This is a genomic window from Sphingobacterium sp. UT-1RO-CII-1 (assembly GCF_026711005.1).
Classification (GTDB): Bacteria; Bacteroidota; Bacteroidia; order Sphingobacteriales; family Sphingobacteriaceae; genus Sphingobacterium.
In genome coordinates, this window is record NZ_JAPPVJ010000004.1 from 346,836 (window position 1) to 372,754 (window position 25,919).

General features: G+C 35.7%; 18 protein-coding genes. 9 read left to right on the forward strand and 9 right to left on the reverse strand.

The annotated features are described in order from the left end of the window. Window positions 1-6: 6 nt before the first annotated feature. Entirely contained in the window at window positions 7-243 is a 237-nt protein-coding gene (locus ORI89_RS19275) for a PLDc N-terminal domain-containing protein (protein ID WP_442800882.1), read from the reverse strand. Window positions 244-452: 209 nt separating this feature from the next. Between ORI89_RS19275 and ORI89_RS11245 the strand changes: the two genes are divergently transcribed. Then, on the forward strand, window positions 453-830 hold the full coding sequence (locus ORI89_RS11245; protein ID WP_268230579.1) for a hypothetical protein: 378 nt from the start codon (window positions 453-455) through the stop codon (window positions 828-830). A 124-nt stretch (window positions 831-954) separates the two neighbouring features. On the opposite strand, the gene ORI89_RS11250 is transcribed toward ORI89_RS11245, so the two are convergent. From ORI89_RS11250 to ORI89_RS11270, 5 genes are all read right to left on the reverse strand, one after another. Beyond that, window positions 955-3,450 carry a zinc-dependent metalloprotease gene (locus ORI89_RS11250; RefSeq protein ID WP_268230580.1) on the reverse strand — a complete coding sequence of 832 codons (2,496 nt, stop codon included), beginning with the start codon at window positions 3,448-3,450 and terminating at the stop codon, window positions 955-957. Window positions 3,451-3,550: 100 nt separating this feature from the next. Beyond that, on the reverse strand, window positions 3,551-5,185 hold the full coding sequence (locus ORI89_RS11255) for a RagB/SusD family nutrient uptake outer membrane protein (protein WP_268230581.1): 1,635 nt from the start codon (window positions 5,183-5,185) through the stop codon (window positions 3,551-3,553). A 169-nt stretch (window positions 5,186-5,354) separates the two neighbouring features. Further along, window positions 5,355-8,774, reverse strand: a complete 3,420-nt coding sequence (locus ORI89_RS11260; protein ID WP_268230582.1) for a TonB-dependent receptor — start codon at window positions 8,772-8,774, stop codon at window positions 5,355-5,357. Window positions 8,775-8,859: 85 nt separating this feature from the next. Continuing rightward, window positions 8,860-10,005, reverse strand: coding sequence for a FecR family protein (locus ORI89_RS11265; RefSeq protein WP_268230583.1), 1,146 nt, complete (start codon window positions 10,003-10,005; stop codon window positions 8,860-8,862). A 169-nt stretch (window positions 10,006-10,174) separates the two neighbouring features. Continuing rightward, a complete protein-coding gene (locus tag ORI89_RS11270) occupies window positions 10,175-10,783 on the reverse strand; it encodes an RNA polymerase sigma factor (protein WP_268230584.1) in 609 nt (202 codons plus the stop codon). A 341-nt stretch (window positions 10,784-11,124) separates the two neighbouring features. Between ORI89_RS11270 and ORI89_RS11275 the strand changes: the two genes are divergently transcribed. Further along, on the forward strand, window positions 11,125-11,982 hold the full coding sequence (locus tag ORI89_RS11275) for a HEPN domain-containing protein (protein ID WP_268230585.1): 858 nt from the start codon (window positions 11,125-11,127) through the stop codon (window positions 11,980-11,982). Between the two features lie 229 nt (window positions 11,983-12,211). Here the strand turns inward: ORI89_RS11275 and ORI89_RS11280 are convergent, their stop codons facing one another. Beyond that, on the reverse strand, window positions 12,212-14,785 hold the full coding sequence (locus ORI89_RS11280) for a CHAT domain-containing protein (RefSeq protein WP_268230586.1): 2,574 nt from the start codon (window positions 14,783-14,785) through the stop codon (window positions 12,212-12,214). Further along, on the reverse strand, window positions 14,754-16,763 hold the full coding sequence (locus ORI89_RS19215; protein WP_326494311.1) for a PKD domain-containing protein: 2,010 nt from the start codon (window positions 16,761-16,763) through the stop codon (window positions 14,754-14,756). Before ORI89_RS19215 ends, ORI89_RS11280 begins: the two co-directional genes overlap by 32 nt. 83 nt (window positions 16,764-16,846) lie before the next feature. On the opposite strand from ORI89_RS19215, the gene ORI89_RS11290 reads away from it, so the two are divergent. From ORI89_RS11290 to ORI89_RS11300, 3 genes are all read left to right on the forward strand, one after another. Next, on the forward strand, window positions 16,847-17,416 hold the full coding sequence (locus tag ORI89_RS11290; RefSeq protein ID WP_268230587.1) for an RNA polymerase sigma factor: 570 nt from the start codon (window positions 16,847-16,849) through the stop codon (window positions 17,414-17,416). Continuing rightward, entirely contained in the window at window positions 17,409-18,128 is a 720-nt protein-coding gene (locus tag ORI89_RS11295; RefSeq protein WP_268230588.1) for a tetratricopeptide repeat protein, read from the forward strand. The genes ORI89_RS11290 and ORI89_RS11295 overlap by 8 nt, the downstream gene beginning before the upstream one ends. A gap of 163 nt (window positions 18,129-18,291) precedes the next feature. After that, the gene (locus ORI89_RS11300; protein ID WP_268230589.1) at window positions 18,292-19,032 is read left to right on the forward strand and encodes a metallophosphoesterase family protein; all 741 of its coding nucleotides are present in this window, start codon (window positions 18,292-18,294) and stop codon (window positions 19,030-19,032) included. A gap of 70 nt (window positions 19,033-19,102) precedes the next feature. Here the strand turns inward: ORI89_RS11300 and gltS are convergent, their stop codons facing one another. After that, window positions 19,103-20,302 (reverse strand): sodium/glutamate symporter, encoded by a 1,200-nt coding sequence (gltS, locus tag ORI89_RS11305; RefSeq protein ID WP_268230590.1) that lies wholly within the window; start codon window positions 20,300-20,302, stop codon window positions 19,103-19,105. 474 nt (window positions 20,303-20,776) lie between these two features. Here gltS and ORI89_RS11310 point away from each other — a divergent pair, with 474 nt between their 5' ends. From ORI89_RS11310 to ORI89_RS11325, 4 genes are all read left to right on the forward strand, one after another. Further along, the gene (locus tag ORI89_RS11310) at window positions 20,777-21,589 is read left to right on the forward strand and encodes a DNA alkylation repair protein (RefSeq protein ID WP_268230591.1); all 813 of its coding nucleotides are present in this window, start codon (window positions 20,777-20,779) and stop codon (window positions 21,587-21,589) included. 262 nt (window positions 21,590-21,851) lie between these two features. Beyond that, window positions 21,852-23,084 carry a TCR/Tet family MFS transporter gene (locus ORI89_RS11315; RefSeq protein ID WP_268230592.1) on the forward strand — a complete coding sequence of 411 codons (1,233 nt, stop codon included), beginning with the start codon at window positions 21,852-21,854 and terminating at the stop codon, window positions 23,082-23,084. A 311-nt stretch (window positions 23,085-23,395) separates the two neighbouring features. Then, window positions 23,396-24,898, forward strand: a complete 1,503-nt coding sequence (locus ORI89_RS11320) for an alpha-L-fucosidase (RefSeq protein ID WP_268230593.1) — start codon at window positions 23,396-23,398, stop codon at window positions 24,896-24,898. Window positions 24,899-25,202: 304 nt separating this feature from the next. After that, a complete protein-coding gene (locus tag ORI89_RS11325) occupies window positions 25,203-25,901 on the forward strand; it encodes an ABC transporter ATP-binding protein (RefSeq protein WP_268230594.1) in 699 nt (232 codons plus the stop codon). The last annotated feature ends 18 nt before the right edge of the window (window positions 25,902-25,919 follow it).

Consider the following 25,919-nt stretch of genomic DNA (forward strand, 5'->3'; position numbering starts at 1 on the left):
CATCAATTATTTATTTTTCTCAATATATCTATTTTTTCCAACTAGCCAATAAATCAAGCTACCTATTAAAGGAGCTAACACTATAAGAACAAGCCATAAAAGACGGTTTTGCCTAGAAATATTTTGGTTTGACACCACGTGAAACACAGATATAACGATAATGATGACAATTGGAATAATGAACATAAAGAGAATAATAAGCTCCTGTATTCCAATGTTTATAAAATTTAAAGAAGTACTCATATTTTAATTAGCGTTTATTTTTAGATTTCTGTTTGCAATTTAAAAGTACTTAAAAAAAGAGAGTTTATTTTTGTGAGACTTATATTTGTACAATTTTCCTGATTTTATTATTTAAAGTAATTTACTTTTATTAAAATTATGGTTTCAACTCGTTGTTTTGCTTTTTATTGTGTTATTTTTAATGAAAATTCACCAATTACGTATAAACTATGAAACTACTTATTAAAGTAAATGAAATCGCCATTGGTCCTTTTCTTTATACTGCTTATATTTTTTCTCATAAGGAAGAGGATAAAATCGGTTTTGGTATTTTCTTGGATGGCTTTAAAAACCCTATGATTATGTTTGAAGCAGTAGATGATATTCAGGTGAAAATTAATGTTAGTGAAAATCAAGTGCGTTATATTGGGGAGCAAAGTCAGTCGGATAGCAATCAGCGGCAAGCATACTATAAAGATTTTATGAACTTTGTAAAATCTAGTGAGCTGCTTGCAGCTAAGCAGATATTCCCATACAAAAAAATGGAATACCTTGCCGATTATCGTCATCTTGCCAGAATTAGGGAACTCTATTTGCTGGGAAAGTAGGAAAAGTTGTTGATAATAAAAAAACGCCGCACCTTGTAGATGCGACGTTTACACTATACACTTGAAACAAATATTATTTTAACTACCTTTTACCTTATATAGATTTCATTAGTATCAAATTCAACTAGCCCTTTCTCTGATCTTTAATAGTTGTAATGCGCTTCAGTAATTCTTCATAGTGGATTTGATCAAAGCCTTTACTCTTTTTACTCAACTTAGTGATTACGGTTTCGACTTTTAATAATGCATTCTGCATAATTACGCGCATATCTGATAGATTAGGATTGTAAGGAGTTAATCCTGCAGCTGCATATCTTGTTTCTTGAACTGGCTTATCCAATTTCATTAATACACCAAGACGGTCAATGTAGGCGCGTTGCAATCCTCTGCTAAATACATCTAGGTCTTTTGTTGAGAATAATTGTTTTTCAACATCAGTTAATAGATTAGTTACGGTATAAGCACGATCTCCGTTCTTAAACTCATTGTCTAGCATACGAGCAAAAGTATAGGTCTCTAGAACAGATGTCAGAACTTGATTTTGCATTTCTACTATACGGTTTACTATTGTACCATAATCAGTTCTCGACATTAAAGTAGAGTCTAATAACCATGTTGGCGTATTGAAAACTTGATCGCCAACAAATTGAATGGCTTGACGTTGTTTTTCTTTTGGTAAATATTCAAATACAGAGCCTTGTTCACTTTGTGTTTTATAGTTCTCTGTCATTGCTCCGATATTTGCTACCACATGATTTACATAGCGGCGATATTGACGTAAAATTTCAATGTGCATGTCCTTAACTTCGCTAAGCTCGCCGTTAGGCTTGTAAATCCACTCTTGTAAATTAGGAAGAATATATTTTAAATTAGCTATTCCATATTCACTGGCCTTTACAGCATCATTTCCTAAGTCTTCACTTTGTGCTCTAGGATCCATTGATCCTTGCTGACCATAATAATACAAAGGGTTGTTTGCCTTTTCTTGTATATAGGACTCCCAGTAGCTTTGTTCTTGTTCTGGGGTTTGATTTCCTAAATATCGATAGCCAAAGTTTATTGCATAACGATCGTATTCTCCAATTTTAGGATATATGTTTTTGACACCATCACCAGGTTGGGCTATGTAATTAAAACGGGCATAGTCCATAATTGATGGGGCAGTTCCATATTTTTCGGTAAATGTTGGAGAGCGTAAGGAGTCTACATCAAAAGCTGCACTTGAACCAAAGTTATGTAGTAACCCAATAGTATGACCAACTTCGTGTGAAGAAACAAAACGTATCAACTGTCCCATTTGTTCGTCACTTAGTTTTGCTCCGCGTGCGCCATTGTGAATAGCTGCTGTTTGTACAAAAAACCAATTTCTAAGTATCGACATAACATTATGGTACCAGCCGATATGACTTTCTATAATCTCACCAGAACGGGGGTCTGAAATACGAGGTCCGTAAGCATTTTCAATTTCAGATGCAAAATAACGGATAACAGAATAGCGAGCATCTTCGGTACTAAAGTCCGGATCTTCTTCCTTTGTAGGAGCTTCTTTTCCTACAATTGCATCTTTAAATCCAGCGGCTTCGAAAGCGGTGTTCCAGTCGTTAACTCCTTGTATTAGATATGGAACCCATTTCTTTGGTGTAGCTGGGTCAATATAATATACAATTTGTTTTTTTGGTGTTACTAATTCGCCTCGTGCATAAGCTTCGGGATCACTTGGTTCCAATCTCCAGCGTTGTATGAACGCTTTCCACGTTACTTTTTGATCGTTAGCACCGAAGTCAACTTTACGATTGGAAAAATAACCGATACGAGCATTTTCAAAACGGGGCTTCATTGGGGTTTCCGGTAATAGTATCATTGATGTGTTTATGCCAAAGGTCATAGCACCCACCGTTTTATCAGCTGGAAGTTCTGTAGAACGATAGGTTTTTACAGTCCCAACTTCAATATTTGTTGGGAAAGTCTTAACTGTATCGATGTATGAACGTGAAGCGTCAATACTGGTGATTTTGTAAGTTTTTTTCAATTTTTCAGGAAGAGGCATACCTGGAATATCTCCGTTGTAAAATTCAGTAACGTCAATTAATACATTCTTTCCGTTATTATTGAAGGCTTTTATATCAAAGGCAGCTAAAATAGGCATAGCATTAGAGTTTTCTAAAGCCTGATGAATATCCGAATCACCGGAAGCCATATATACATAGCTTGGTACTCGTATATATATGCTCTTGTCCCGACGTTGCCATTGCCATAGTTGTTCATTGATCATTTCTCCCCCATATTGTGCTCTGAATTCACGTAAGCCTACTGGAGTTTGTGTGAAGCGGGAAACTACTAACATGTCTTTGTTGAGGAGGCTGTCGGGGATCTCAAGGTAGTATTTATTATCAACTTTATAGCTGTTGAATAAACCTTTTGTCGCTAACGCATTTTTGCCAATTAACTCCTCGAAACTTTTAATTTTTTCTTTTTTATCCTTAGTTTCTTCCTTTTTCAACGTGTCTGTTTTTGTAGGAATTGACACTAAGTCTGACCATTTACTGGATTGCGCTTGAATAGAATGGAAAACCAAACTACAGAAAGCTAGGGTAATTACTTTTTTTCTTATACCGTTCATTTTTTTAGTATTTCCTGTTTTAATCTTTGATTATAATTATTCCTCTACCTAACGAATAAGTCCAAGAGTTCAACTCTTCATTAGGTAGAGAAACATTGCTTTACCATCCTGGATTTTGAGGGTTAAGATTACTGTTGACTCCTAACTCGACTAATGGTATTGGTAGCCAGTAGTTGCGCTCTATAAAAGTACGCTGACCAGCTAGTTTTTCGTTATATGCAAAACTCCCATCGGTGTTTTTGATGACTGTTACGCCACGAACTGATTTGTTCAGATTTTTCTCAGCAGTTTTCCAACGTTTTAGATCATTATATCTAATATGGTCTTCAAAGGCAAGTTCCACACGACGTTCGCGGTATATGCGTTCTCTCATTTGGTTTTGACTTAACCCTTCTGGTAATTCAGGCATACCTACTCGCTTACGTATTGCATTGACAGCGTCGTATACAGAGGCTATTGGACCTTCGGCTTCATTTTTAGCTTCTGCAAAGTTTAATAATACTTCTGCATACCGCATAATGACCCAATTTGTGCTACTCGCTATACTAGCGTCTTTATTATAGTCGAAATTTTCATCAATGAATTTTCGCATATAATAGCCTGTTGGAGTTGGGTTTAATCGAGGCATATCTTTCCCGTTATTGTAGGTCTCAATCGGACGATCTTTAAAAACTACACCATTGTAAAGAATCGACTTTTTGAAGCGTGGATCGCGATCTGTATAAGGGTTGTTTTTATCGTAACCCGAGCCTGCTTCATGAATAGTTTTACCATTTGCCATTTCATAACTATCAACTAGATCTTGTGTAGGACAGTTCATCCCGCGTCCGCCATAACCCGTGGGACTGTTATTTTTGTCAAAGTTATGTTGTCTCTCCCCTTTAAGACCATTGTAACGAAACTCTAAGATAACCTCCGGCGTATTCATGATGTTCTTTGCTAGAAATACGTTTTCGTACTCTTTTTGTAATGCAAATTTACCTGTCTTAATTACTCCCTCAGCCGCATTGGCTGCTTCTACCCAAGCGTTTTTATCGTTGTCGACATTGTTTAAAGGGCTTGCATTCCAAAGCAATACCCGAGTACGAAAAGCCAGTGCAGCTTCTTTTGTTATACGCCCCCATTCTTCTTTACTATAGGTGCTAGGAAGTTCTTGTGCAGCTTTTTCTAATTCGGACGATATAAAAGTCATTCCGTCTTTGTGTGTTACTTTTTCAGGTTTTTCTTCTGCTTCTTCAATTGGTTGTGCTTTAAGAATTAGCGGCACATCTTTAAATGAAGAGAATAGACGAAAATAAAGGTAAGCACGCATAAAGCGAGCCTGCCCGATGACAAGCTTTTTGTCGTCTTCGTTAAGAACCGAAGCTGTTTCAGCACGATTTATAAAGTAATTTATTTTGCGTATCTGTGCATAACTATCTTTCCAAAGGTTTCTTTCGGGAAATGCAGTGCTTAAAAAATCACCTGTTAAATAAGTGCTTACTTTTCTTTCTTCTGGACCAATAAGTTGAAGGTCATCAGTAATTCCTGCAGGTAAATAAGTAGTAGCAAATCCTGTATGAAGAAAAGTATAAAACTCATTGACAGATAGTTTTATCAAGTTCGGGTCGTTCCAAACTGTTTCTTCAGAAACTAAATTAAGTGGTTTACGATCAAGAAAGTCTTTTTGACAAGAAACTGAAATTAATGTTCCCGCCAGCGCTAATCCAAAAAATATATTTTTATTAAATTTCATGTGTATAAAATTACTGCTTGAGCTCGTAAGCTCGTTTTGATTCTCATCTATCGGATGGCATATCGGTGTTTAGTTACGCACGATTTCGTTACCATGTGTTATGGCAGTGAATGATATTGTACAGTTTACGCGATATGGATATTTCATTAGATGTATTCAATTGTTTTATTTAGATACCTATGCGAACACCAAATGTGAAAATTCGCTGAGGAGGGTAAAGATTTGCGGTCGCTCCTGTTGATTCGGGGTCAAAACGTTTGTTTTTTGTAATAGTAAATAAGTTTTGACCCTGTAAGTTTAACGTCATTGATCTTAATCCTGCCTTTTTAATCCATTCCGATGGTATAATGTAACTGATCTGCGCTGTTCTCAATTTTAAATAATTACCATTTTTCACGTAAAATGTTGACGGTAGTTTGTTGAACTTATGATCAGAGAGTAGGCGTGGGTAGCTTGCGTTTAAATTTTCAGGTGTCCAACGATCTAAGTGTAAATCATAGAAATTTGCTATATCGTTATTGGCTGAATAATTTATATAAACATCAGTTGAAGCTTGGAAAAATGCATCAACTGATAATCCTTTCCAAGCAGCAGATACGTTAACACCATATACTGTAGGTGGATAGATGTATCTGGCTTCAAATGCACGATCGGGACTTCCACTATATAGCTCTACAATGCCGTCTCCGTTCATGTCGCGGTATTTAATATCACCAGGTTTTGGTGTGATTGGTTCACCGTTCGGACTGTCTATATATTTTGCCCAACCTGCAACGTCTGCTTCGTCTTTAAAAATACCATCCGCTTGCAATATGCGAACCATGCCGATCGGAGAACCCTCTTGTCTTAATCCTGGTAGAAGCGCTTCATTTTCTCCATAGTCTACAGCTTGACTTTTTGTGTAAGTCATATTAACGCGTGCGTTTATGCTTACTTTATTGATTTTACTACGGTGGGATAAAGCAACTTCATACCCATAGTAGCGTTCTTTTGCAAAGTTTTGTAAGGCTGGGTTAATACCGAATGTTAACGGAACATCGTAAGATCTAGACCGTAGTATGTCAAATTTATTTTTATTATAGTAATCTACTTCAAATCCTAATTTTCCTCGCCATAGTATAGCATCTAAACCTATATCAAATGCATCGACTTTTTCCCAAGTAATATTAGTGTTTGGAACACTGAGGTTCGAGATTCTAGCTAATGGGCTAATGTTATCAGCTGTACCGAATACGTAACCAGCTGGCATTATAGCATAGTTGTAATAATAGGTATATAACGAGCCTCCGTCGTTACCTAAACGACCGAATGAAGAGCGTAGTTTTAGGTTGTCAATAAATTGGAAACGTTCCTTGAAGAAATCTTCTTCAGAAATAACCCAAGCGGCAGATAAAGCCGGGAAAAAACCATTTCTTTTACCTTTAGGGTAGTAGGGAGAACTATCATATCTAAAGCTTCCTTCTACGATATATCTTTGGTTATAATTGTACTGTAGTCTTCCAACAACACTTTGTCTAGCACTTTCTGTTGAAGAACCAAGGTTTTTTTGTGTGCTAGCATGGCCAAGAAAAAGTTGATCTAAGCTTGAAACTGGAAAGTTGCTACGATCTGCGGACATCATTTCACTTTTGAATTCATTTTGTTCGTAAAGCGCCATGGCATCTACATTGTGTAAACCAAATTTCTGTTTATAATTTAGTTTTAACTGTACGTTGATGTTATTATTCTGATTATAAGCTTGACTTAAGTAAGGCTTCTCGGTACCATTCTGTAGGGTGTAGTCTTCTGAATCATAGGCTAAAGTATACTGTGGGAAAGGAATCGTAAAGCCTTTTTGGAAGGAGTTGTTACGATCTATCGCTACACTTGCACCAGCTGATAGCCCCGGGACAAATGGGATTTGTTGTGTGAGTTGGAAAGAACCTGTAAATACATTTCTTGTGGTTCTGTTGTATCCGCTTTCAGGCATAACATCTGTAAGTGGGTTGCCTGAAAAACCTGAGTAAGCATAGTAACCATTTGAAAACTTTGCTGGAGAAACAGCTCCTAAAGAGGCAAGTCTGCTAAAAATAGTTTCAGCATAAGCAGCAGGGTTTTCAGCAGTTTCACTAATATAATTCAAGCTGACGGCTAAATTTGTATTAGGCGTGATGTCATAATCTGTATTGCTGATAAGGCCATATCTTTTAAGGCCTGCGGTTTTCATTAGCCCGTTTTGATCGGTGAAAGAGCCACTTAAAAAATAACGTGCATTTTTACTGCCTCCGCGTAGATTTACATTATGCTTTTGTAGCATCGCGGTTTTATTGAGAACCTCGTCATACCAGTTTGTGTTTGGGTAACGGTCCGGGTCAGAGCCATCTAAGAATTTCTGGAGTTCCTCATCAGTATATCTACTCCTAGGCGAAGAGTTTTTATCGGCAATATCATTATCATACATTTCGTTATTTAATAATGCATATTGATAAGAATTTAAAAATCGAGGAAGTTTGGTGCTCTCTTGAAAACCAATTTGACCATTATATTGAAGCTCAATTTTTTCTTTATTTCCTTTTTTAGTCGTAATTAGGATGACACCATTGGCACCCCTTGTTCCATAAACTGCTGCAGAAGCATCTTTTAATACAGTGATACTTTCTATAGAGTTTGGGTCTAACTTGTCAATCTCCATACCGATTAATCCTTGACCTTCACGCGCAACACCATCGATAACGATAAGAGCATCGTTATTCATACCTCTAATTCTTATCCCCGCACGATCCCGATCAGGAGCTCCTGATGTCATAGTAGATGTTAGCCCTGGTGCACGGCCCATCAATGTATTTGATAAGTTCACGGAAGGAGATTTACTTAGTTCTTCACCTTTTAGTGTATTAATAGCTCCTGTAACTAATTTTTTCTGTTGAGCACCGTAGCCAACAACAACAATATCATTAAGTTCTGTTAGAGCCTTAGATAAAACTATTGTTGGTGCATCATCATTGCTCTTAATTTTGTATTCACTTCTCTGATAACCAAGAAAAGTTATTTCTAAAATATCACCTGTATTTGCTGCAATTGTGAATTGACCATCGCTATTGGTTGTTACGATTATATTAGTACGCTGATTTCTTATAGTAGCTCCTCGTAGGGAAATATTTTGATCGTTACGTATACTACCGGTAACATTTTGTTGTTGTTTAGTAGTAACAGATGTAGGTTTCTCTTTTGAATTAGCCTTTTTTAAGACAATGTTTTTTCCTGATAGTACGTAGGTGATCTCGGTACCTTCGAAGATAGCCTCTAGCGCTTTTTCGATAGAGGCGTTAGTAATACGGATGCTTTTTACTTGTGTTTGGTAAATGAGCTGATCGTCAAATAGAAAGTGATATCCTGTCTGTTTCTGAATTTCTTTTATTAGGTTGTCAATCTTTATGTTGTTTCCCGATAGGGTTACGGTTTGACCTACAATTTCAAATGAGTTAAGAGAAAATAGTAAGGCAAATAAAGCTATGTTAGAGCTAAAGCTCCAGAGTAATTTTCCGACAGAACGGTTTCTAACTGTCGTTTTCGTATTTCGATTCATTTTAAGTAATAAGTTTCTAGTCATTTTTATAGCGCTTTATCCGCTGTGGGAGCGCATTATTAAGCAGTGTTCATAGAAGTTTGTACAACACAGCTTGTGTTTTTATTATCTATTTGTTTATGAAAATCCTCCTTCCCTTAATTTCAAAATTGATACTCTCTGTTATTCTAAATAAGTTGATGATTTCTGAAAGATTGCTGTCGCGTGATAGCGATCCACTGAATGTTTTTGTTTTCAAATTTTCAGCACCAGGTTGGAAAATAAACTCCGCATCATACCAGCGCTCCAATTTTTTGATAATACTCTCTAATGGTTCTTTTGTGAAAACAAAGAGTCCGTCTTTCCATGCGCTGATTGCTTCAGTGTCTACAGTTTGTTTTAATAGTTTGGTACCTTGTATTTGGCTTTGGGTTCCAGGTGTTAATAGGAGCTGTTGACCATAGGATGAAACTGCAAGTGAACCACTTATTAGTGTTGTAATATGGTTTTGTCGGTCGTAGCTGTTTATATTAAAACTTGTACCTAATACTGCTACTTTTTGTATGTCAGTATGTACAAAAAATGGTTTTGTTTTGTTTTCGGCGACCTCGAAATAGGCTTCTCCCTCTAGGCTTACTTCTCGCTTATTATCTTTGAAAACTGTCGGAAAGCTTAGTTTAGATAGTGCGTTAAGCCATATTTTTGTACCGTCAGTTAAGCGTATCTGGTATTGTCCACCTAGAGGTACCTCAATAGTTTGGGCTGTTAACTCATTATTAGTCGCAGTGATAAGGTTGCCATTTCCATCTTGCATTTCTGTCGCTCCAATAATAAGTTCACCGCTTGCATTTAACTCAATCTGTTGGCCATCTATTAGATGAAGTATTGCTTTGTTAGATCCCGGTGGTATATCATGAAGTACTTCTGTAGTAAAACTGTGTTGTTTTTGTGTTTTGTTGTAGTATTTGTAACTTACGGTGCTAAGCGTGCCTATAAGCAATACTGCAGCTGCGGATTTCCAATAGGACAATCGCACCCGCCATGTTTTTGTCTTTTGTAATCCTATTGTTTTTTTAAATCTATTGAATGCAAGTTGTGCTTTTTTACTATTTTTTTTTGTGATTTTACTATTGAAGTTTTGCTCGATCAATTTATTGATGAGTTCTTCGTTCTTGGGGTTTTGAAATGCTTCAATCCATTCCAATAATTCCTCTGCGGATAGGGATCCTTCAATATATTTGTAGTATAGTTTTTCTATTGCTTTATTATCTTGCATTTGAAAAGTAGTTAATGAGCCTTCCAAAATAGATAGACGTAAAAAGTCTTTGGGGGAAGACACCTTAGAATGTTTTTGTTGAAATTAATTTTTAAGAGAACTGGGAAGAGGTGAAATTGTAAATAGTGTAAGTATTAAAAAAACATGTTGTAGCTGACATTTGCGTGTATTATCTTGTTTCGGAAAGTATTTGTTCGAGCAATATGGAGGCTAAAATGAGCAGCTCTATTTTTGTGTTTTTTGCAATAGATTGACGTAATGATTTCAGAGCCCGTACAATATATGTTTTGGAAGATGTGACGGAGATATTAAGTTGTGCTGCAATTTGTTCGTGTGATAATCCATCTATACGGCTCAGTATAAACACTTCTTTAACTTTATCTGGGAGGTTATTTATAGCTGTATTAATAAAAACTTCAAGTTCCTTATACTCTAACTTTTTTATGGGATCTAAGTTGTTGTCTGCAAAATATTGGATCATTTGTTCCAGGTTCTCCGTAACCAATATTTTTTTTCGCAGATGATCTAAGGTGCTGTTGCGTGCTATCGTATAGAGGTAGGCTTCGATATTTTGAATATCGTACAATTCTTCTTTTTTATTCCATAGTTTTATAAAAACTTCTTGGCTGATATCTTCCGCTTGCTGCTTTGTTTTGACAAGTTGCTCGACCACTGTATATACATGCATCCAATAAACTTCAAAAAGCTGCTCAAATGCTTCTGAAGAACCTTCAGCAAGTTGCTTAAAAAACTGTTTGTCATGTTTTAAAGAGTACATTTCTTAGCTTCTTAGGAGCAGTTGGATGGATTTGTCGATAACCATCAATTTTATGTAATTATTGGATGCAAAAATAATTAATTATTTGGTGTTAAGAAAGTAATGTGATAAGGAGTCAGTTTTTATAGAGGTACATACTATTAATTTGGCTGTTGTTATATTTTTGCATGAACAACTCTCTGCAAAAAACCGCTTACAGTAAGCTATGCTTATCTTATATTAGGTGAAAAATTTGTTTGTTTATTCATAAGGAGTTTGTTCCGGCTTTTGTTAGGTATATAGGTGTTATACTCCTAGTTCTAAGTTTTGTTCGCGACTTTAAAAATAATTATCTTTAACCTATGTATCAATTGACTCATTTGCCCGATGCTAAATGCAGGGATATTGCTGAAATTCTGGGGGTTATTAGAGAGGAGGCAACGCCTATAAAAATTATATTATTTGGTTCTCATGCAACAGGTCAATGGGTTGATGAGGAATATGTAGAAGATGGAGTGAATTATTCATATGTTTCTGATTATGATTTTTTGGTTGTAACCAGTCAAGGTATAAGTCAAAATGATGAGTATGCTATTATTAATCGGATAGAGGAGCGATGTTCTCATATACGAGGTGTTGTAAGTCCACTTTTACATAGTATAGGTTATATTAATAATGGATTGAGTTTTGGACAGTATTTTTTTACAGATATTCTTAAAGAAGGCATTTTATTATATGATGAAAGTCATGATTTAAAATTTGCGACGCCTCTTTCATTATCAGTGGATCAAGAGCGGGAAAAGGCTCGAAATTACTATGATATTTGGTTTCCTCAAGGAGAAGGGTTCTTGGAAACGGCAGAGTTTAGTTTACAAAAAGATAATTTACGTGTAGGTGCATTTCTTGCCCATCAAGCAGTGGAATGTTTTTTTAATACTGTTTTCTTGGTATTTACAGGCTATAAACCCAAAACTCATAACTTATACAAATTGCGAGTTTATTTGAAACGTTTATCTAAAGATTTATATCAATTATTTCTTGAACAACTAAGTCGTGAAAAGGAGTCAAGACTGTTCGACTTATTAAAACGTGGTTATATTGATGCTCGCTATAAAATGGATTATGATATAACAGCTGATGAATTAGAAAAAATTATCCATCGAATAAAAATGCTGAGAGGTGTTGTTCAACAAACGTGCGAGAATAAAATGAAGCGATAGTTGAAGTTGCTCTTTTTTCTATTAATGACGAAGAAATAAGGTAACAAAAAGTCGATAGCCCTGATATATATATATAATCAATTAAAATATTATCATGGGTTTACTAAAAGTATCTAAAACAGCGCATCAAGTGTCATCGGCAGAAGAAGGTGGTACAGTAAAAAAACTTACAGTATTGAAATTCATAATCTGCTTTTTCATTTTTTTATATCAGCGTGCGATGAAACCTTTAGGATCTTAGTTTTTTATATAAAAAAAACAAGATTAAAAAACTAATAAGCATCGTGATCAGCACTAGGATTGTTTTATTTGAGGAGTCTAACCGTATACTGCTATCTATACCATAGTAGTTTATATTTGACCAATACCAAGGGTTGTTCAAATTGCTTGAAGCTCCTTTTAGAAAGTCTCTTTTGCTATCAGCAAGAGCAGTAATGGGGTTATTACTATGTTCTAGTTTTTCATAAAATAGCTGTGTTAATTTCATAGTAATTTCGTCATTAGCGGTCCAATAGGTCGATAATACAGATGGTACTCCTTTACTAAGGAAAGAACGATTTAAACCGGCAATTCCTTCTGAGGACAGGTTTTTGCCTTGTGCCGTATTACATGCTGCTAAAAATACTAAGGGTGATTGGACCTCGAAAAATGATAAGGCGTCTGTTGGTATACTTTCGTTTAACTGTAATATTGCAGACCCGTTGTTATCTAACGTGGCGTGTGCTGCGATATGAATAATATCTCCCCGACTTAATATCTTGTTCAGATCTTCTAGGTTTTGTTGGTCGGGGCTATAAATCTTACTATTGAATTTTGATTTTAACATCTCAGCTTCTTTTATTACGTAAGGTAAATTTGGAAGGGGAGAATTATAATTAGCTTTGTATATTGTTGATATTTTTGCTTTTGTGTTTTTTTGTGTTAATATATTGAACATTAAAAAACTATTTAAGTTCGCTATATCATAAGATTTGACCATAAAAGCCCCATTGTGCCATAAGGCGTCAAAAGGAAGTCCATTTAACTCGGCATCTGCTGAAACATATATAGTTTTAATATGATCAGGTATATTTTTTAGAATCGTATTTTTTATACCTTCAGATTGTAAGCTGTATTGTTTAGGGTTTTTATTGTATGCTTTGGGATTGTCTGAAAAGTAGTCTTGTTTAAATTGGTTTAAGATAACAGGAAAGTTTTTGTCTTCAATTTTTGAAAGGTCAACTTCATTGTTGTATAATGTTATTATTGTATACGTACTATCAGGGTGCTTGAAAACACTAAGGTAATAAGCGTCTTTTTCCTTGAGACTATTTATAAAGTTGTTTTTGTTTGGAGCTTCAAAGATTTTGTCGAAATATTCCTCATTTAAATCTATAGTGAGTAAAAGTTTATCAATTTCCTTCGTTAATCCCTGTTTCTCTTTTTCGTTCGCGTATGCTTCTTCTTGGTAAAGTACCTGTAGCTGTTTTAATGCTTCTGATATCTGAGGGTTGTTCTGTGATAGCCAATTTCGGGATCTGTGAATATCATTGATCAGTTGCCTGCTTTTTCCTAATTCTGTAATCCAAAGTGCAGATAAAGCAATTGCTGGTCGTGCTTCTAAAGTAGCTTGGCTATACTTATAGTGGAGTAATGTTAGGGTTTTATTTACTATTTCATTGTTTGTTTTATTGGTTAGATCAGCTTCTGAACTGGTGATTAGTTGTTGTGCGCGAAAGTCATTCTCGATAGCATGTATATAGTAATTTATAGAGGAATCTAAATTTGTATAAGCTTTTGCTTTGTTTATGAGTGCCGCCGTAAACGTGAAGTCGGGAGCATAACGTTCTTCATTATTGTTTGATAACAAAGCCAGTGCTGTGTTGGCATATTCCATAGACTTTTGCTCAGTTGTCAATGATGCCATCAAATTATATATCTTAGCTTTCTCTCGAATTCTTGAGTCAGGAAAGTTTTTCTCAAGGATATCGATTATTTTTAAAGCACTTGAGTAAGCCGTGATAGAGTCTTTTCTGGTAAGAGCTAAGTTTGCATGCATTTCATAGCTTGCAGTTTTCCATATTAATGTGTCGCCTGTCATTATTTTATTCTTGAAAATATCAAGCGCTTGTTTATTGTAATAAGAAGAACTATCTAATTCCTTTTTATGGAAGTAGGCTTCAGATAAGATATTGCTGGCCAGTGCATAATCATATCCGACAAATTGCTGTTGTTTTATTCTCGATTTAATTGTAGAAATCGCTAAATCATATTTTTCACTGTAGAGATAGGAAATACCTAAATTGTTGAGCAACGCTGATCTACTTTTAGGGTTATCTGTTGTTTCTATTGCGTGCTCAATTAATCGTTGTGATTTTTCATAATTTTTCATCATGGTATAACAATTACCAAGGGGTTTATAAATGTAGGTATGCACATCTATATTATTTGATAATTCTTTTTCGTGAATATAATTGAGCGCTTCTTCATAGAGGTCTGCTGCTATTTGCAATTTGGCTTTGTGTATGAAAAAGTTGTAAGCCATTTCTATAAGTAACCATGCATACTCTTCTTCCAGTATCTTTGGAACGCTATAGTTATTGAGTGTACTTTTAAATTCTGCTAAAGAATCAAGGTATACCTCCGGATTATTGTATACGACGTCTTGTATAGAATCCCATTCAGTTACCGTGAGGACTTTAAGAACGGGAGAATTTTCAGCTTGAATAGTTGGCCTTGAGCAATTGCAAAAGAGAATACAGGATATCGTTAACAGAAGACCGAATTTGAAATTATAATCTCCAGATAAAATATACTTGTCCATTATGTTTAATGCTATTGTCAAAATGATAGCGAAATCCTAGCGCAGGGCCTAAATAAGCTCTTCCTATATTCAAATCAATAAAAGGTGCATAACGGATGGGGGAAAGAGAGCTTTTGTCATTGTCGTCTTTAATTGTATAGATGCCTTGCTCTCCACTCCGTTCTATAATATGATAGTTCGTCTCTCGTTTATTGGATAGATTTATATCTGTACCTATAGTAGCGCCGCCACCTAGAGAAACTAAACTGTTGAAATTATATCTGATTTGTAATGGAATATGTAGTCTAATATTTTGCATTTTTGATATGCTATCTATTCCATCATATACTTTGTATTGCTCTTTGCCTTCGAGATCTGGAATATTAATCTCACCTCTTTTTTGAGTGAAATTCTTCTTGGTATTCGTATGTGAAAACCCGCCCAACTCTATTTGCCAATAAAGTTTCTTATAGGGAGCTATAGGAGCTAGACCTAAAGAAAATGCCACTCCTGTATTTTTACTTGCCGCATTGTTGTTTTGCAATGTTTGATTGATTCCGGCCAGAATTAATGGTGATAAACCTTTTCTAAACCTGGCAACAGAATTATTTGTGCGAATCGGATCATTTTTATCGAAGAAAATATTTGTATATGCGGTAAGTGATTTATTTTTAAGCTTTTTATAGGTCTGTACATTAAATCTAATAAAACCTTTGGTGCTGTCTACATCTGCTACATCAGGGGCCGCCGTGCCAGGGAGTGCTATATCTTTAAATAAAAATTCTATTGTATTTTCGCCCGTATAATTTATGGTGTAGCAACCTTTGCTCGATGCGGTTGCACAGCTATCACATGCAGGATATAAATTTAATAGTTGAAAAGTTTTTGGGTCTACTTCTTTTGGTAGATTTATTTCTAATCTTATATTTTTGGCGTCACCTTCGCCGTCATTTTGAAATTGTACTTTATAAGTTAGGTTTCTTTTTTTGAATTGCATACGGTAATTTAATCGTGCAGGTTTTGTACTCATTTTATTCGGATCATGAGAAGTAACAACAGGAATGTCTAGTTTGTGCACTGTTGCTAGTCCGTCCTCAGATAAATATATGCCAGTTACGGTAACTATAGTATTGGTGTCTGCAAGCATTTCTGGCGTTACATTTAAATTTATGATCGAAAACTGCTCGCTAAAATTTGGTGAAGAAATATCATAAGTAGATATCGTTGTATAAGAGTTGTGTAGGTTCGAAAAATAGCTTAAGGCTTCTTTTTCAGAGAAGTGATAAATTTCTTTATTACCATAGTCAGGGCTCCCACTTTGTGTTTTGGTGACTTCTTTAACCTGTGCCCACATGCTTTTCAACTTGTGTTTCTCTTGAAAAGACGTGCTATCTATAGTTTCGTTATTGTAAGTTGATTGATGCGCAAATTCGAAGCCATGGGGGTTAATATCTTTCTCGTTCGTTAGAATGATTACTTTACCTTTTTCGGAACGGGGTTTCACCCCTACAATGAGAGCCATATCTTGTCCGGGAAGAGCATCCGAATTTTTGTAAAGTTGTAAGACCCCATTGGAAGCAAAAAAAAGCTTTTGAAAATTTGATGTACTTTTTGTGTTGCTTGCTAATTGGCTACTTACTGTAGTTTTCCTTTTCGGGCGTTTAGGTGGAGGTCCATTGTCATAATTGTTTGTAGCATATAGTTTTACCTCGTAGTCACCAGGTTTTTCGTATGTATGTACTGGTTTCTCTTCCGTACTAAAGTTTCCATCACCAAAATCCCATAAGTATGTGTAAAATGCTTGTCTTCCGCCTGGTATTTGTTGCAGAGGTCTTATGTCAGGCTTAAAGTGAAAAGCCTGTCCATTAATATCATAATTTATTTTTGAGTCATAATCATCTATTACCTCTGCTAAGGTATCCGCTTGTAGCTTTGTATTAGCATTAACTGTTGCTAACAGAATGATGGAGAAAAAGAGGGTAGAGAATAGGTGGCGCATATAAATGTTTACATTAATTTATTGGTTGCTTATGTAAATTAAGTCAATTTTATTTAAATTTACAATAATCTATTGTGACTTAAATGCATATTGATCAAAGGTATATCTTATTTCTTAAAAATAATGATTCGTTGGGTGTAGAGGAAATTTATAATCGTTTTGCGCCTGCTGTTGTTAATCTTATATTAAAAAATAGTGGTTCGGAAGAAGAGGCATATGATATATTACAAGAATCGTTGGTCGATATTTATCATATGTCCTTACGGGGTGATTTTAAGTTGACGACCACATTTTCTAATTTCTTATTACTGGTTTGTAAACGAAAGTGGTTAAATGTTTTGAAGAAGAGGAAAAATAGGCAGGTAACAAATATTGACGATAGTTTATATCTTTTTGAAGATACCTGTATTGAGGATTATCATGCTGCTTTGCGAGCGAATGACGAGGAAAATATGGTGATGGGTATATTGGAAACTATGGGTGATCGCTGTAAAGAAATAATTAAAAGTTGTATGAAGGATGGAATTGGTCAGGAAGAGATAGCTGAAGCCTTAGGAATCACTTATGCGTATTTGCGTAAGAAAAAAAGTGAGTGTATGAAGATTTTATCGAGCATGGTTAAAGAACACCCTTATTTTAAAAATAATGAATAATTCAGATCAACGTATTCAAGATTATATTGACGGGGTATTACCTGCTGATGAAAAATTAGCTTTTGAAGAGCAGTTGAAGGTAGACTCTGACTTACAAACTGACTTTCGGGAACAGATGTTTTTAAATAAGGTGCTAAAGAAACGTTTAGGAAGCCAGACAGAAGAGTTACAAATTACTATTGCAGCAACCGAAGATAATTATAGGAGAGGAAAGAAGAAGAAACAAAAAAGCTGGATGATATGGTTGCCATTACTAGGTGCGGCCTTATTACTATTAGTTTTCAATATATATAAACGACAGTCTGTCGATGATTTGTATAATGCTCCAGATATGCTTAGCGAAGTGGTTAGAGGTGGTCAGTTAATAGAAAGTCATTATGAACAAGCTCGAGATTATTATAAAAATAAAGACTTTAAAAGTGCAAGGAAGCAGTTAGATGTATTGCTTGAGGCAGAGCCAGATAATTTACAATATCAGTTTTATAAAGCGATTACTTTTTATGAAGAAGAGGATTGGCAAAGAGCAATAAGTGAGTTGATACCGCTGGCGGCTGGAGAGTCAGTTTTTAAAGATGAAGGATTATATTATAAAGCAATATGTCATTATAGATTGAAAGAAATAGAAACAGCTAAGTCTACATTGGCAAAAATTGAAGAAACATCAGCCATTTATGATAAAGCTACTCAATTAGGGAAGTCCTGGGGTAATTAAAAAAGGCTAACAAGTTTCTCGTAAGACATTTTGAACTATTTTAAAATTTCGCTATATAGTAACCCAGCATATATTGGAACGGTGTGGGATGGGGTAGTCCTTGGATCTCGTAGGGGGTATATGAAGGTGGAGTAGCCTTGTTTAAAATTGAAGAGTTAGTATTGTGAAAATAGCAATTATAAGTGATATCCATGGCAATATAATTGCTTTGGAGCATGTGTTGAAAGATATTAAAGAAAACGGGATTGAACAGATTTATTGTTTGGGTGATTTGGTCGATTATGCTCCTTGGGATAATGAGGTGATTACCTGTATCCGTGATAAAAATATTCCTTGCATTATGGGTAACCACGACGAACGTATTGCATTCGATCAAGCAGTTACCTCTTTCGATTATCTTACACAAGATGAAAACAATTGGCGCGCACAAGCTGTAGCTTATGCTAAACGGACAATTACGGCTGATAATAAACGCTGGTTGGGCGAATTGCCTTTTCAAATCGAATTAACCTATAAATTGTCGGGCGGATACAGACGTATTTTGTTGGTACATGCTACTCCGGATAGTAATAAAGTATATATCTATGAAAAAGATAGCAAATCTGATTTAATTGCTTATTTGGATAGGAGAGCTGCAGATGTCATAGTTATGGGGCATACACATCTGCCTTATGTGCAGCAAGTATCAGGAAAGTTAATCGTTAATAGTGGAGCTGTCGGTCGGAGCCGAGAGGAAGAGAGAACGGCCAGTTATGTGATTTTAGAAATTTGTGCTACAGGTGTCTTAGCAGAAATACGTCGATTGAATTATCCGATCGAAAAGGTCGTTGAAGGAATATATAATAGTGAAATTCCCGACTATTATGCTGATTTTTTACTGGGCAAATATAGTGGAGTACGTTAAATCTTGAGCATTAGAGTTATCAGATTAAACATAGCCTTATTTAGATAATTCACTATAAGCGATAATGAAATTACATAGTCAAAAAGCTAACAAATAGTTTGATGAAAATATTGTTTATTATATCGACAAAAAAAGCACCAACCATAGGTACGATAAGAAATGCTTTATGTGAGGGACCATATCGATCTGTGACGGCCTGCATGTTTGCGATAGCTGTAGGCGTTGCTCCCAAGCCAAAGCCACAGTGTCCAGCACTGAGTACAATCGCGTCATAGTCTTTACCCATTACTCGGTATGTGACAAAAATGGCAAATAAAATCATCATAACGGTCTGTAAAACTAAGATTACAAGAATCTGACTGGCTAGCCCGGATAATTGCCAGAGTTGTAAAGACATTAAGGCGACTGTTAAAAAGAGATATAAACCAGTATTTCCCAGTACGTCGACAGCATGGTCGTTGACAATATAGGAAGTTGTGTGCGCCAGCGTATTTCGGATGATAACACCAATAAGTAAACTCCATACAAAGTTCGGGAGTTCAAAAGAAGTCCCTTTCATATTTTCATATAATAGCTGACCTACTGTGACACAGATGGCTAGCATAGTCAAAGTCTCGATAACGTTACGGACATTCATACGACGCTTAGAGAAAGGATATTCAAAAGCTTCAATTGGCGCTTTTTCGGTAGGTGCTTCTGTGGATACGAGTTGCTTTCTTTTTAGAAGAAACTTAGCTACAGGGCCACCTATTAGTCCTCCCATCACTAGGCCATACGTAGCACAAGCTAAAGCCAACTCCATGGCACCTTCAATTTTGAATATTTTTGTTAAATCTTCTGCCCATGCGGCCCCAGTGCCATGCCCTCCGGTTAAAGTAATAGATCCGGCAATGAGACCATAGCTGGGATCTAAGCCCACTAACTTTGCGAGTGACACTCCAAAAACATTTTGAAAAAAAATAAAAGTTCCTGTAACTCCAATGAATATAAGCAGCGGTTTCCCCCCTTTTTTTAATTTAGCAAAATCAGCACTTAAGCCTATTGAAGAGAAAAATATCAACATCATTGAGGTTTGTAGAGAAGTTTCGAACTCAAAACCTAAACCATAAAAATGGTAAGCAAGATAGAGTAATATGGCAACTAAAAAACCACCTACTACTGGCTCAGGAATATTAAATTCTTGAAAAAACTTAATTTTTTTTACGATGTAAAAACCTAAAAGTAATACTAAACAAGCAAATGTCAGCGTTTCAAATAATCCAAAAACCATAAGCTAAAAAAATCTATTAACTCCTGTGAAAGACAAGAGCGAGGTAAAAATAATAAATAAATTTAGGTATCGGAGGTTAATCGCCAACTTAGTGTGTGAAAGATAGAGCTGTTATTCGGTTTTATAATCTAATATATCTGTGCAATATTATGTAGTAAATAGTTGTGTATGTAAGGCAGCATACAGATTGTCTACATACTTCGACCGAAGTTTTATTTGTGGACAGGTTAATTATTGTTTGTTGTAATGTATAGGGATAAATTTATGCGGTATTGTAATTGTGTTTTTACTTTTTAAACTTTGCAATGTGCAAAAAGTGAGAGTTTTATACTGGGCTCTGTTAGCAAAGGTTTATTGTACGTTTATATGGTTTTATAGTTGAAATAAATTGTAATGAGTGGAGTTATTATGTATAGTCGTAAACTGAGGCATATATTAACTTCTGAATAGAGTGTTTTTTAAGTTTATGTAATCATGTCTGAAGTAAAAAGAAAAGGTGCCCGACGTATAAAAGATATTCCTGCTGATGTATTAGAAAAACTAAATAGAGGTGAGATAGAAACAGTGAATTTAGTGGAATGGCTTGCTGTAGATCAAAAAATGTTGTTAGAAAACCTCCTTATAGAAAGTCAGCGCATAGCTTATTTGCAGCCAGTTTTGAATCAGATTGATATATTAAGTAAGCCTACTATAAATAGTATAAATCAAACAATTGGTGAAACACTTTTTAAATTAGCTATTGCACATAACGATAAGGACTTTTTAGCTACTATATCTGGACATACTGCAGATCTTGTGCGTTGTTGGGCTACTTATATTATAGGTAAGGATGAAAGCTTGGGTATTTTCGATAGTCTTGAACAAATAAAGGATTTTGCTGCCGATAAGCATTTCGGTGTACGAGAAATCAGTTGGATGGCCATTCGTAAGAAAATCATTGATAATCTGAAACAGAGCATAATGATACTCGCCGAATGGACCGAAAGTCATGATGAAAATATTAGGCGTTTCGCAACAGAAGCAACAAGACCTCGAGGTGTATGGTCGGTGCATATTGATGCGTTAAAAGAAAACCCTAGACAAGCGCTAGCTATTCTAGAACCATTAAGGTCCGATCCTGCAAAATATGTTCAAGATAGTGTGGCAAATTGGTTAAATGATGCTAGCAAAACACAACCTCATTTTGTGCAAGAGTTGTGTGATCGTTGGCTTAATGAAAGTGATACAAAAGAAACACAATATATTGTAAAAAAGGCATTAAGAACTATTAATAAAAAGGGGGCTTAATTACTATCCAGTATGGATAAATAAAGGGCGTTTTTCGTTTAAAATGATCTAATACAATTGTTTTTTTAGTTAATTTCTTCGTTATATCATTGGGTATGCTTCAAATATTTCTATATTTGTAGCATTATGAGGCAATAGTAAATTTTCATTTCTAGAAAATTATATTTTTCGATAGTTCCTATCGGAAAATTTTGCATGTTTTTTTATTTTTTATCAAAGCTGTATAGGTTATAGACCTGTGCAACCAAAACTGTCTCATAAGATGAAACCGAAACAGAGATATACACTTTTTTTTATTATAATAGTAGTTACTATTGACACCATGAGTTTTGGTGTTATTTTTCCAGTTTTGCCTCAATTATTGTCCACTTTACTATCTTCTAGTATGAGCACTGCCGCAAAATACGGGGGCTGGCTTGCTTTTAGTTATGCATTCATGCAGTTTATATGTGCGCCACTTTTAGGTAATTTAAGTGATAGATATGGTCGGCGCCCTGTGTTATTGAGCTCTTTGTTGGGGTTTAGTATTGATTGTGTTTTCATGGCTTTTGCCCCTAGTATCTTTTGGCTTTTTATTGGTCGGATCATTGCGGGGGTAACGGGTGCTAGTTTTTCAGTTGCTTCGGCGTGTATAGGTGATATTAGCACAGACGATAACCGAACGAAAAATTTTGGATTTATTAATGCCGCATTTGGTGCTGGCTTTATTTTAGGACCAGCGATTGGTGGTGTTCTAGGGCAATGGGGAAGCCAAGTTCCTTTTATTTTTTCAGCTATACTCAGTTTATTGAACTTCATATTTGGCTATTTTCTCTTTTCAGAGTCTTTAGCTAAAGAAAATAGACGAAAATTTGAATGGAAGCGAGTGCATCCGTTGGGAGCATTAGGGCAATTGAAGAAATTTCCTATAGTATGGAAACTCATACTCTCTATGGTTTTTGTTTCTATTGCCAATCATAGTATGGAGAGTGTATGGGCGTTTTTCACAATCGAAAAATTTAATTGGAGTAACATAGATGTGGGTTATTCTTTAGCTGTCATTGGCGCATTGTCTATTTTCGTACAGATATGGGGAGTTGGGTATGTAATTAAATTAATAGGCGAGTATAAAATGTTGCTTCTCGGGTTGTTTCTTACCTGCGTAGGTTTCTTTTTATTTGCATTGGCTTCGTTCCCGATATTGATTTACATAGGCATTATTATTTTTATTCTAGGTGGAATACAGGGAACTGCTATGCAAAGCATAATTTCATCTGCAGTATCAGCTCGTGAGCAAGGAGCTTTACAGGGTGCATTAGGTTGTTTGCTTGGGCTTACAACATTTATTGCTCCTCCCATAATGACTAGCATTTTTTCTTATTTTACAAATGATGATGCTACTTTTTATTTCCCTGGTATGCCTTTCTTGTTGGCCGGTAGTTTAGCTTTAATTAGTTTGATATTATGTTTATATAATTTTCCTAGATATTTTAAGAGCTCTCTAAAGGTTAAATAGCGAATCGTTTATTTTTAACCTTATGGATCGTGCTCTGCATCTGCTCGGTAATTTTGGTCTTAAGGTTATATTTTAAGAAATGTATATTGATATCGTTTATTTCGAAAACGATTTCGTTTTTGAAACAAACGATTGTTAAACCCATTTTTCAATTATATCTATACCTTTATGTACACTTCATTTGGGTGATTATAAATCTATAGCTCTATTTTTTATAAGTAGTGTTTCTTTTTTTCTACGAGAAAATGGAGATGTATTATATATGTACCTAGAAAGGAATGAACTATTAAAAAAAGTATTAGTAAATGTATATGAGAAACATAATTAAACGTATAGCCTTATCGACACTTTTTATAAGCACATGTTCGTGTGTTTGGGCTCAATGGACCGGACCTAAAAAGAAACCTGCAGAGCAGGTAGAATTAAAATATGGTCCTATAACGCCTACAAATCGTAAGGATGCCAATATGGAAGCTTTCAGAGATTATGGTTTGGGTCAGTTTATACACTGGGGTGTTTATGCGATACCGGGCAATGAGTGGGAGGGGGTAAGCGCGCGTGGTGGTGCTGCAGCTTCTGAGTGGATTCGTACTTGGAGAGGGCCTACTGCTCCAAAAGGTTGGCAGAACATTTACGATAATCTTTATAAGCAGTTTGAGGCGAAAGATTTTGATGCAAAAAAATGGGCAAAGCAAGCAAAAGAAATGGGGGCAAAGTATTTGATTTTTACCACTAAGCACCACGACGGTTTTGCATTATGGCCAACCAAATATTCGGATTATAATATCACAAAATCTCCGTATAAAAAAGATATCGTTAAAGAAGTGGTCGACGCTTACACTGCAGAAGGCATTGATGTTTACCTTTATTTTTCTGTTTTAGAATGGAATAATCCGGATTACCTCTATGCTGAACCAAAAACTACAGAGGAAAACGAAAAGTTCAATCGTTTTTTAAAGTATACACGAAATCAGTTGCTTGAGCTTTTAGATAACTATCCTCAGGTAAAAGGGCTTTGGTTTGATGGTACATGGGATGCTTCGTGGAAATCTGCTTATGATTTTACTTATCAGCTGGAAAAAGAACTTAGGGATAAACATAAAGATTTGGTGATAGGATCACGCTTTAGAAATGATGAAAATGGCGCTAGACATTTTGATAGTAATGGTGCGCTTTTAGGTGATTATGAACAAGGCTGGGAACGAAAATTTCCTCAGGATTATGCTTGGCTTGATGGCAATGATTGGGATGCGGTTATGACAATCCCGCCAAACGGCTGGGGGTATATGAAAGATTGGACAGGTTTATATACTAAAACGACTGATGACATTATCGATTTAATGATGCAATCTGTCTCCATGAATGGAAACCTTGTATTGAATTTCGGGCCAGACGGAAACGGATTAATGCATCCAGGGGAAGATATTATTGCGAAGGAGCTGGGCGATTGGATGAAAATTAATGGTGAAGCAGTTTATGGTGTACGTCATTCAGATCTACCCGTCTCAAAGTTGGGATACTATACACAAAAGGGAGAAGATTTATATTTAACTGTTATTAATAGGCCGGTTAATAATAACGTTCGTATTACCGTTCCGAAGGTAGCAACAGAGGTGCCGGTAGCGGCGCTCTTATTGGATGGACTACAGTCATTAGGCGTTAAACATGCCGATATAGGGCTTGATCTGGATAAGAATACATATTATGACATCACTCTTCCTAAGAGCTTTCAGTCGGATAGAGCTTTTGTTATTAAAATCAAGATGGGAGCTCCAAATTCAAAAAGCGATCGGTTGATGGATGCAAAGATGTGACCTGGAATATTATCTTAGATTTAAGACTGACTAAATGTATTATTTTATTGCTAATGATGGAATATGCATAATGATAGTTGAAGTATTCCGTATGGCCGTAAGATAATAAGAGGAGTGGAGGTGAAGTAAACACTTTATGTGTTAAATTGCTAGATAAACGATCAAGTATAGTACAATATACTTGATCGTTTTCTTTTTGAAACCAATTTGTAGTAATTTTATTCGCATGCTATTCAGTACTGGTCTGGTATGTGAGCTAAGTTGTGTTAAAAAGTTTAATTGAGTAGGGGTAAAAGAAACATAAATGTCTATAATTGTTAGTTTAAGGGAGGTGAATAAAGTATACCAAACAGGTGATACTTCGATTGTTGCGCTGGATAGTACAAGCTTGGATATTTATAGTAATAAATTGACACTAATAGTTGGGCCATCGGGCTCTGGAAAAACAACATTAATATCGTTAATAGGTTGTGTGGTGTATCCAACATCGGGAAGAATTTTTATCGATGGCCAAGAGGTTACCGGTCTAAATGAAAAGCAATTGGCGTTGGTCCGTCTCGATAAAGTGGGATTTGTATTCCAGCATTTTAATTTGTTGCAGCCACTTACAGCGTTAGAGAATGTAATGCAGCCTCTTCTTTTAAAGGGTGATGATGCAAAACAAGCCAAACTACGGGCTGAAGATGTGCTGAAAAGAGTAAATATGCTGGATCGTAAGCAGATGTTGCCCCGAAAATTAAGTGGTGGACAAAAACAGCGTGTTGCTATTGCACGCGCGCTGGTGACGGATGCGCCAATTTTGTTATGTGATGAACCGACGGCTTCGTTAGATGCAAAAAGTGCAGGCATAATAATGAGTGATCTAAAAGTTTTAAGCCAGGAAGGGAAAGCGGTGATTGTCGTGACCCATGACCTTAGGCTTAAGCAATATGCTGATGAAATAATTTATGTCGAAGAGGGGAAGGTGTCGTGCAGTTCTAATAGTGAAGTGTTAAATAAATAGCAATCCTAAACAGATCGA

Bases quoted from the DNA above. Each gene is read 5' to 3' on its own strand.
- ORI89_RS19275 (WP_442800882.1), bottom strand. From the start codon at position 243: ATGAGTACTTCTTTAAATTTTATAAACATTGGAATACAGGAGCTTATT.
- ORI89_RS11245 (WP_268230579.1), top strand. From the start codon at position 453: ATGAAACTACTTATTAAAGTAAATGAAATCGCCATTGGTCCTTTTCTT.
- ORI89_RS11250 (WP_268230580.1), bottom strand. From the start codon at position 3,450: ATGAACGGTATAAGAAAAAAAGTAATTACCCTAGCTTTCTGTAGTTTG.
- ORI89_RS11255 (WP_268230581.1), bottom strand. From the start codon at position 5,185: ATGAAATTTAATAAAAATATATTTTTTGGATTAGCGCTGGCGGGAACA.
- ORI89_RS11260 (WP_268230582.1), bottom strand. From the start codon at position 8,774: ATGACTAGAAACTTATTACTTAAAATGAATCGAAATACGAAAACGACA.
- ORI89_RS11265 (WP_268230583.1), bottom strand. From the start codon at position 10,005: ATGCAAGATAATAAAGCAATAGAAAAACTATACTACAAATATATTGAA.
- ORI89_RS11270 (WP_268230584.1), bottom strand. From the start codon at position 10,783: ATGTACTCTTTAAAACATGACAAACAGTTTTTTAAGCAACTTGCTGAA.
- ORI89_RS11275 (WP_268230585.1), top strand. From the start codon at position 11,125: ATGTATCAATTGACTCATTTGCCCGATGCTAAATGCAGGGATATTGCT.
- ORI89_RS11280 (WP_268230586.1), bottom strand. From the start codon at position 14,785: ATGGACAAGTATATTTTATCTGGAGATTATAATTTCAAATTCGGTCTT.
- ORI89_RS19215 (WP_326494311.1), bottom strand. From the start codon at position 16,763: ATGCGCCACCTATTCTCTACCCTCTTTTTCTCCATCATTCTGTTAGCA.
- ORI89_RS11290 (WP_268230587.1), top strand. From the start codon at position 16,847: ATGCATATTGATCAAAGGTATATCTTATTTCTTAAAAATAATGATTCG.
- ORI89_RS11295 (WP_268230588.1), top strand. From the start codon at position 17,409: ATGAATAATTCAGATCAACGTATTCAAGATTATATTGACGGGGTATTA.
- gltS (WP_268230590.1), bottom strand. From the start codon at position 20,302: ATGGTTTTTGGATTATTTGAAACGCTGACATTTGCTTGTTTAGTATTA.
- ORI89_RS11310 (WP_268230591.1), top strand. From the start codon at position 20,777: ATGTCTGAAGTAAAAAGAAAAGGTGCCCGACGTATAAAAGATATTCCT.
- ORI89_RS11315 (WP_268230592.1), top strand. From the start codon at position 21,852: ATGAAACCGAAACAGAGATATACACTTTTTTTTATTATAATAGTAGTT.
- ORI89_RS11320 (WP_268230593.1), top strand. From the start codon at position 23,396: ATGAGAAACATAATTAAACGTATAGCCTTATCGACACTTTTTATAAGC.
- ORI89_RS11325 (WP_268230594.1), top strand. From the start codon at position 25,203: ATGTCTATAATTGTTAGTTTAAGGGAGGTGAATAAAGTATACCAAACA.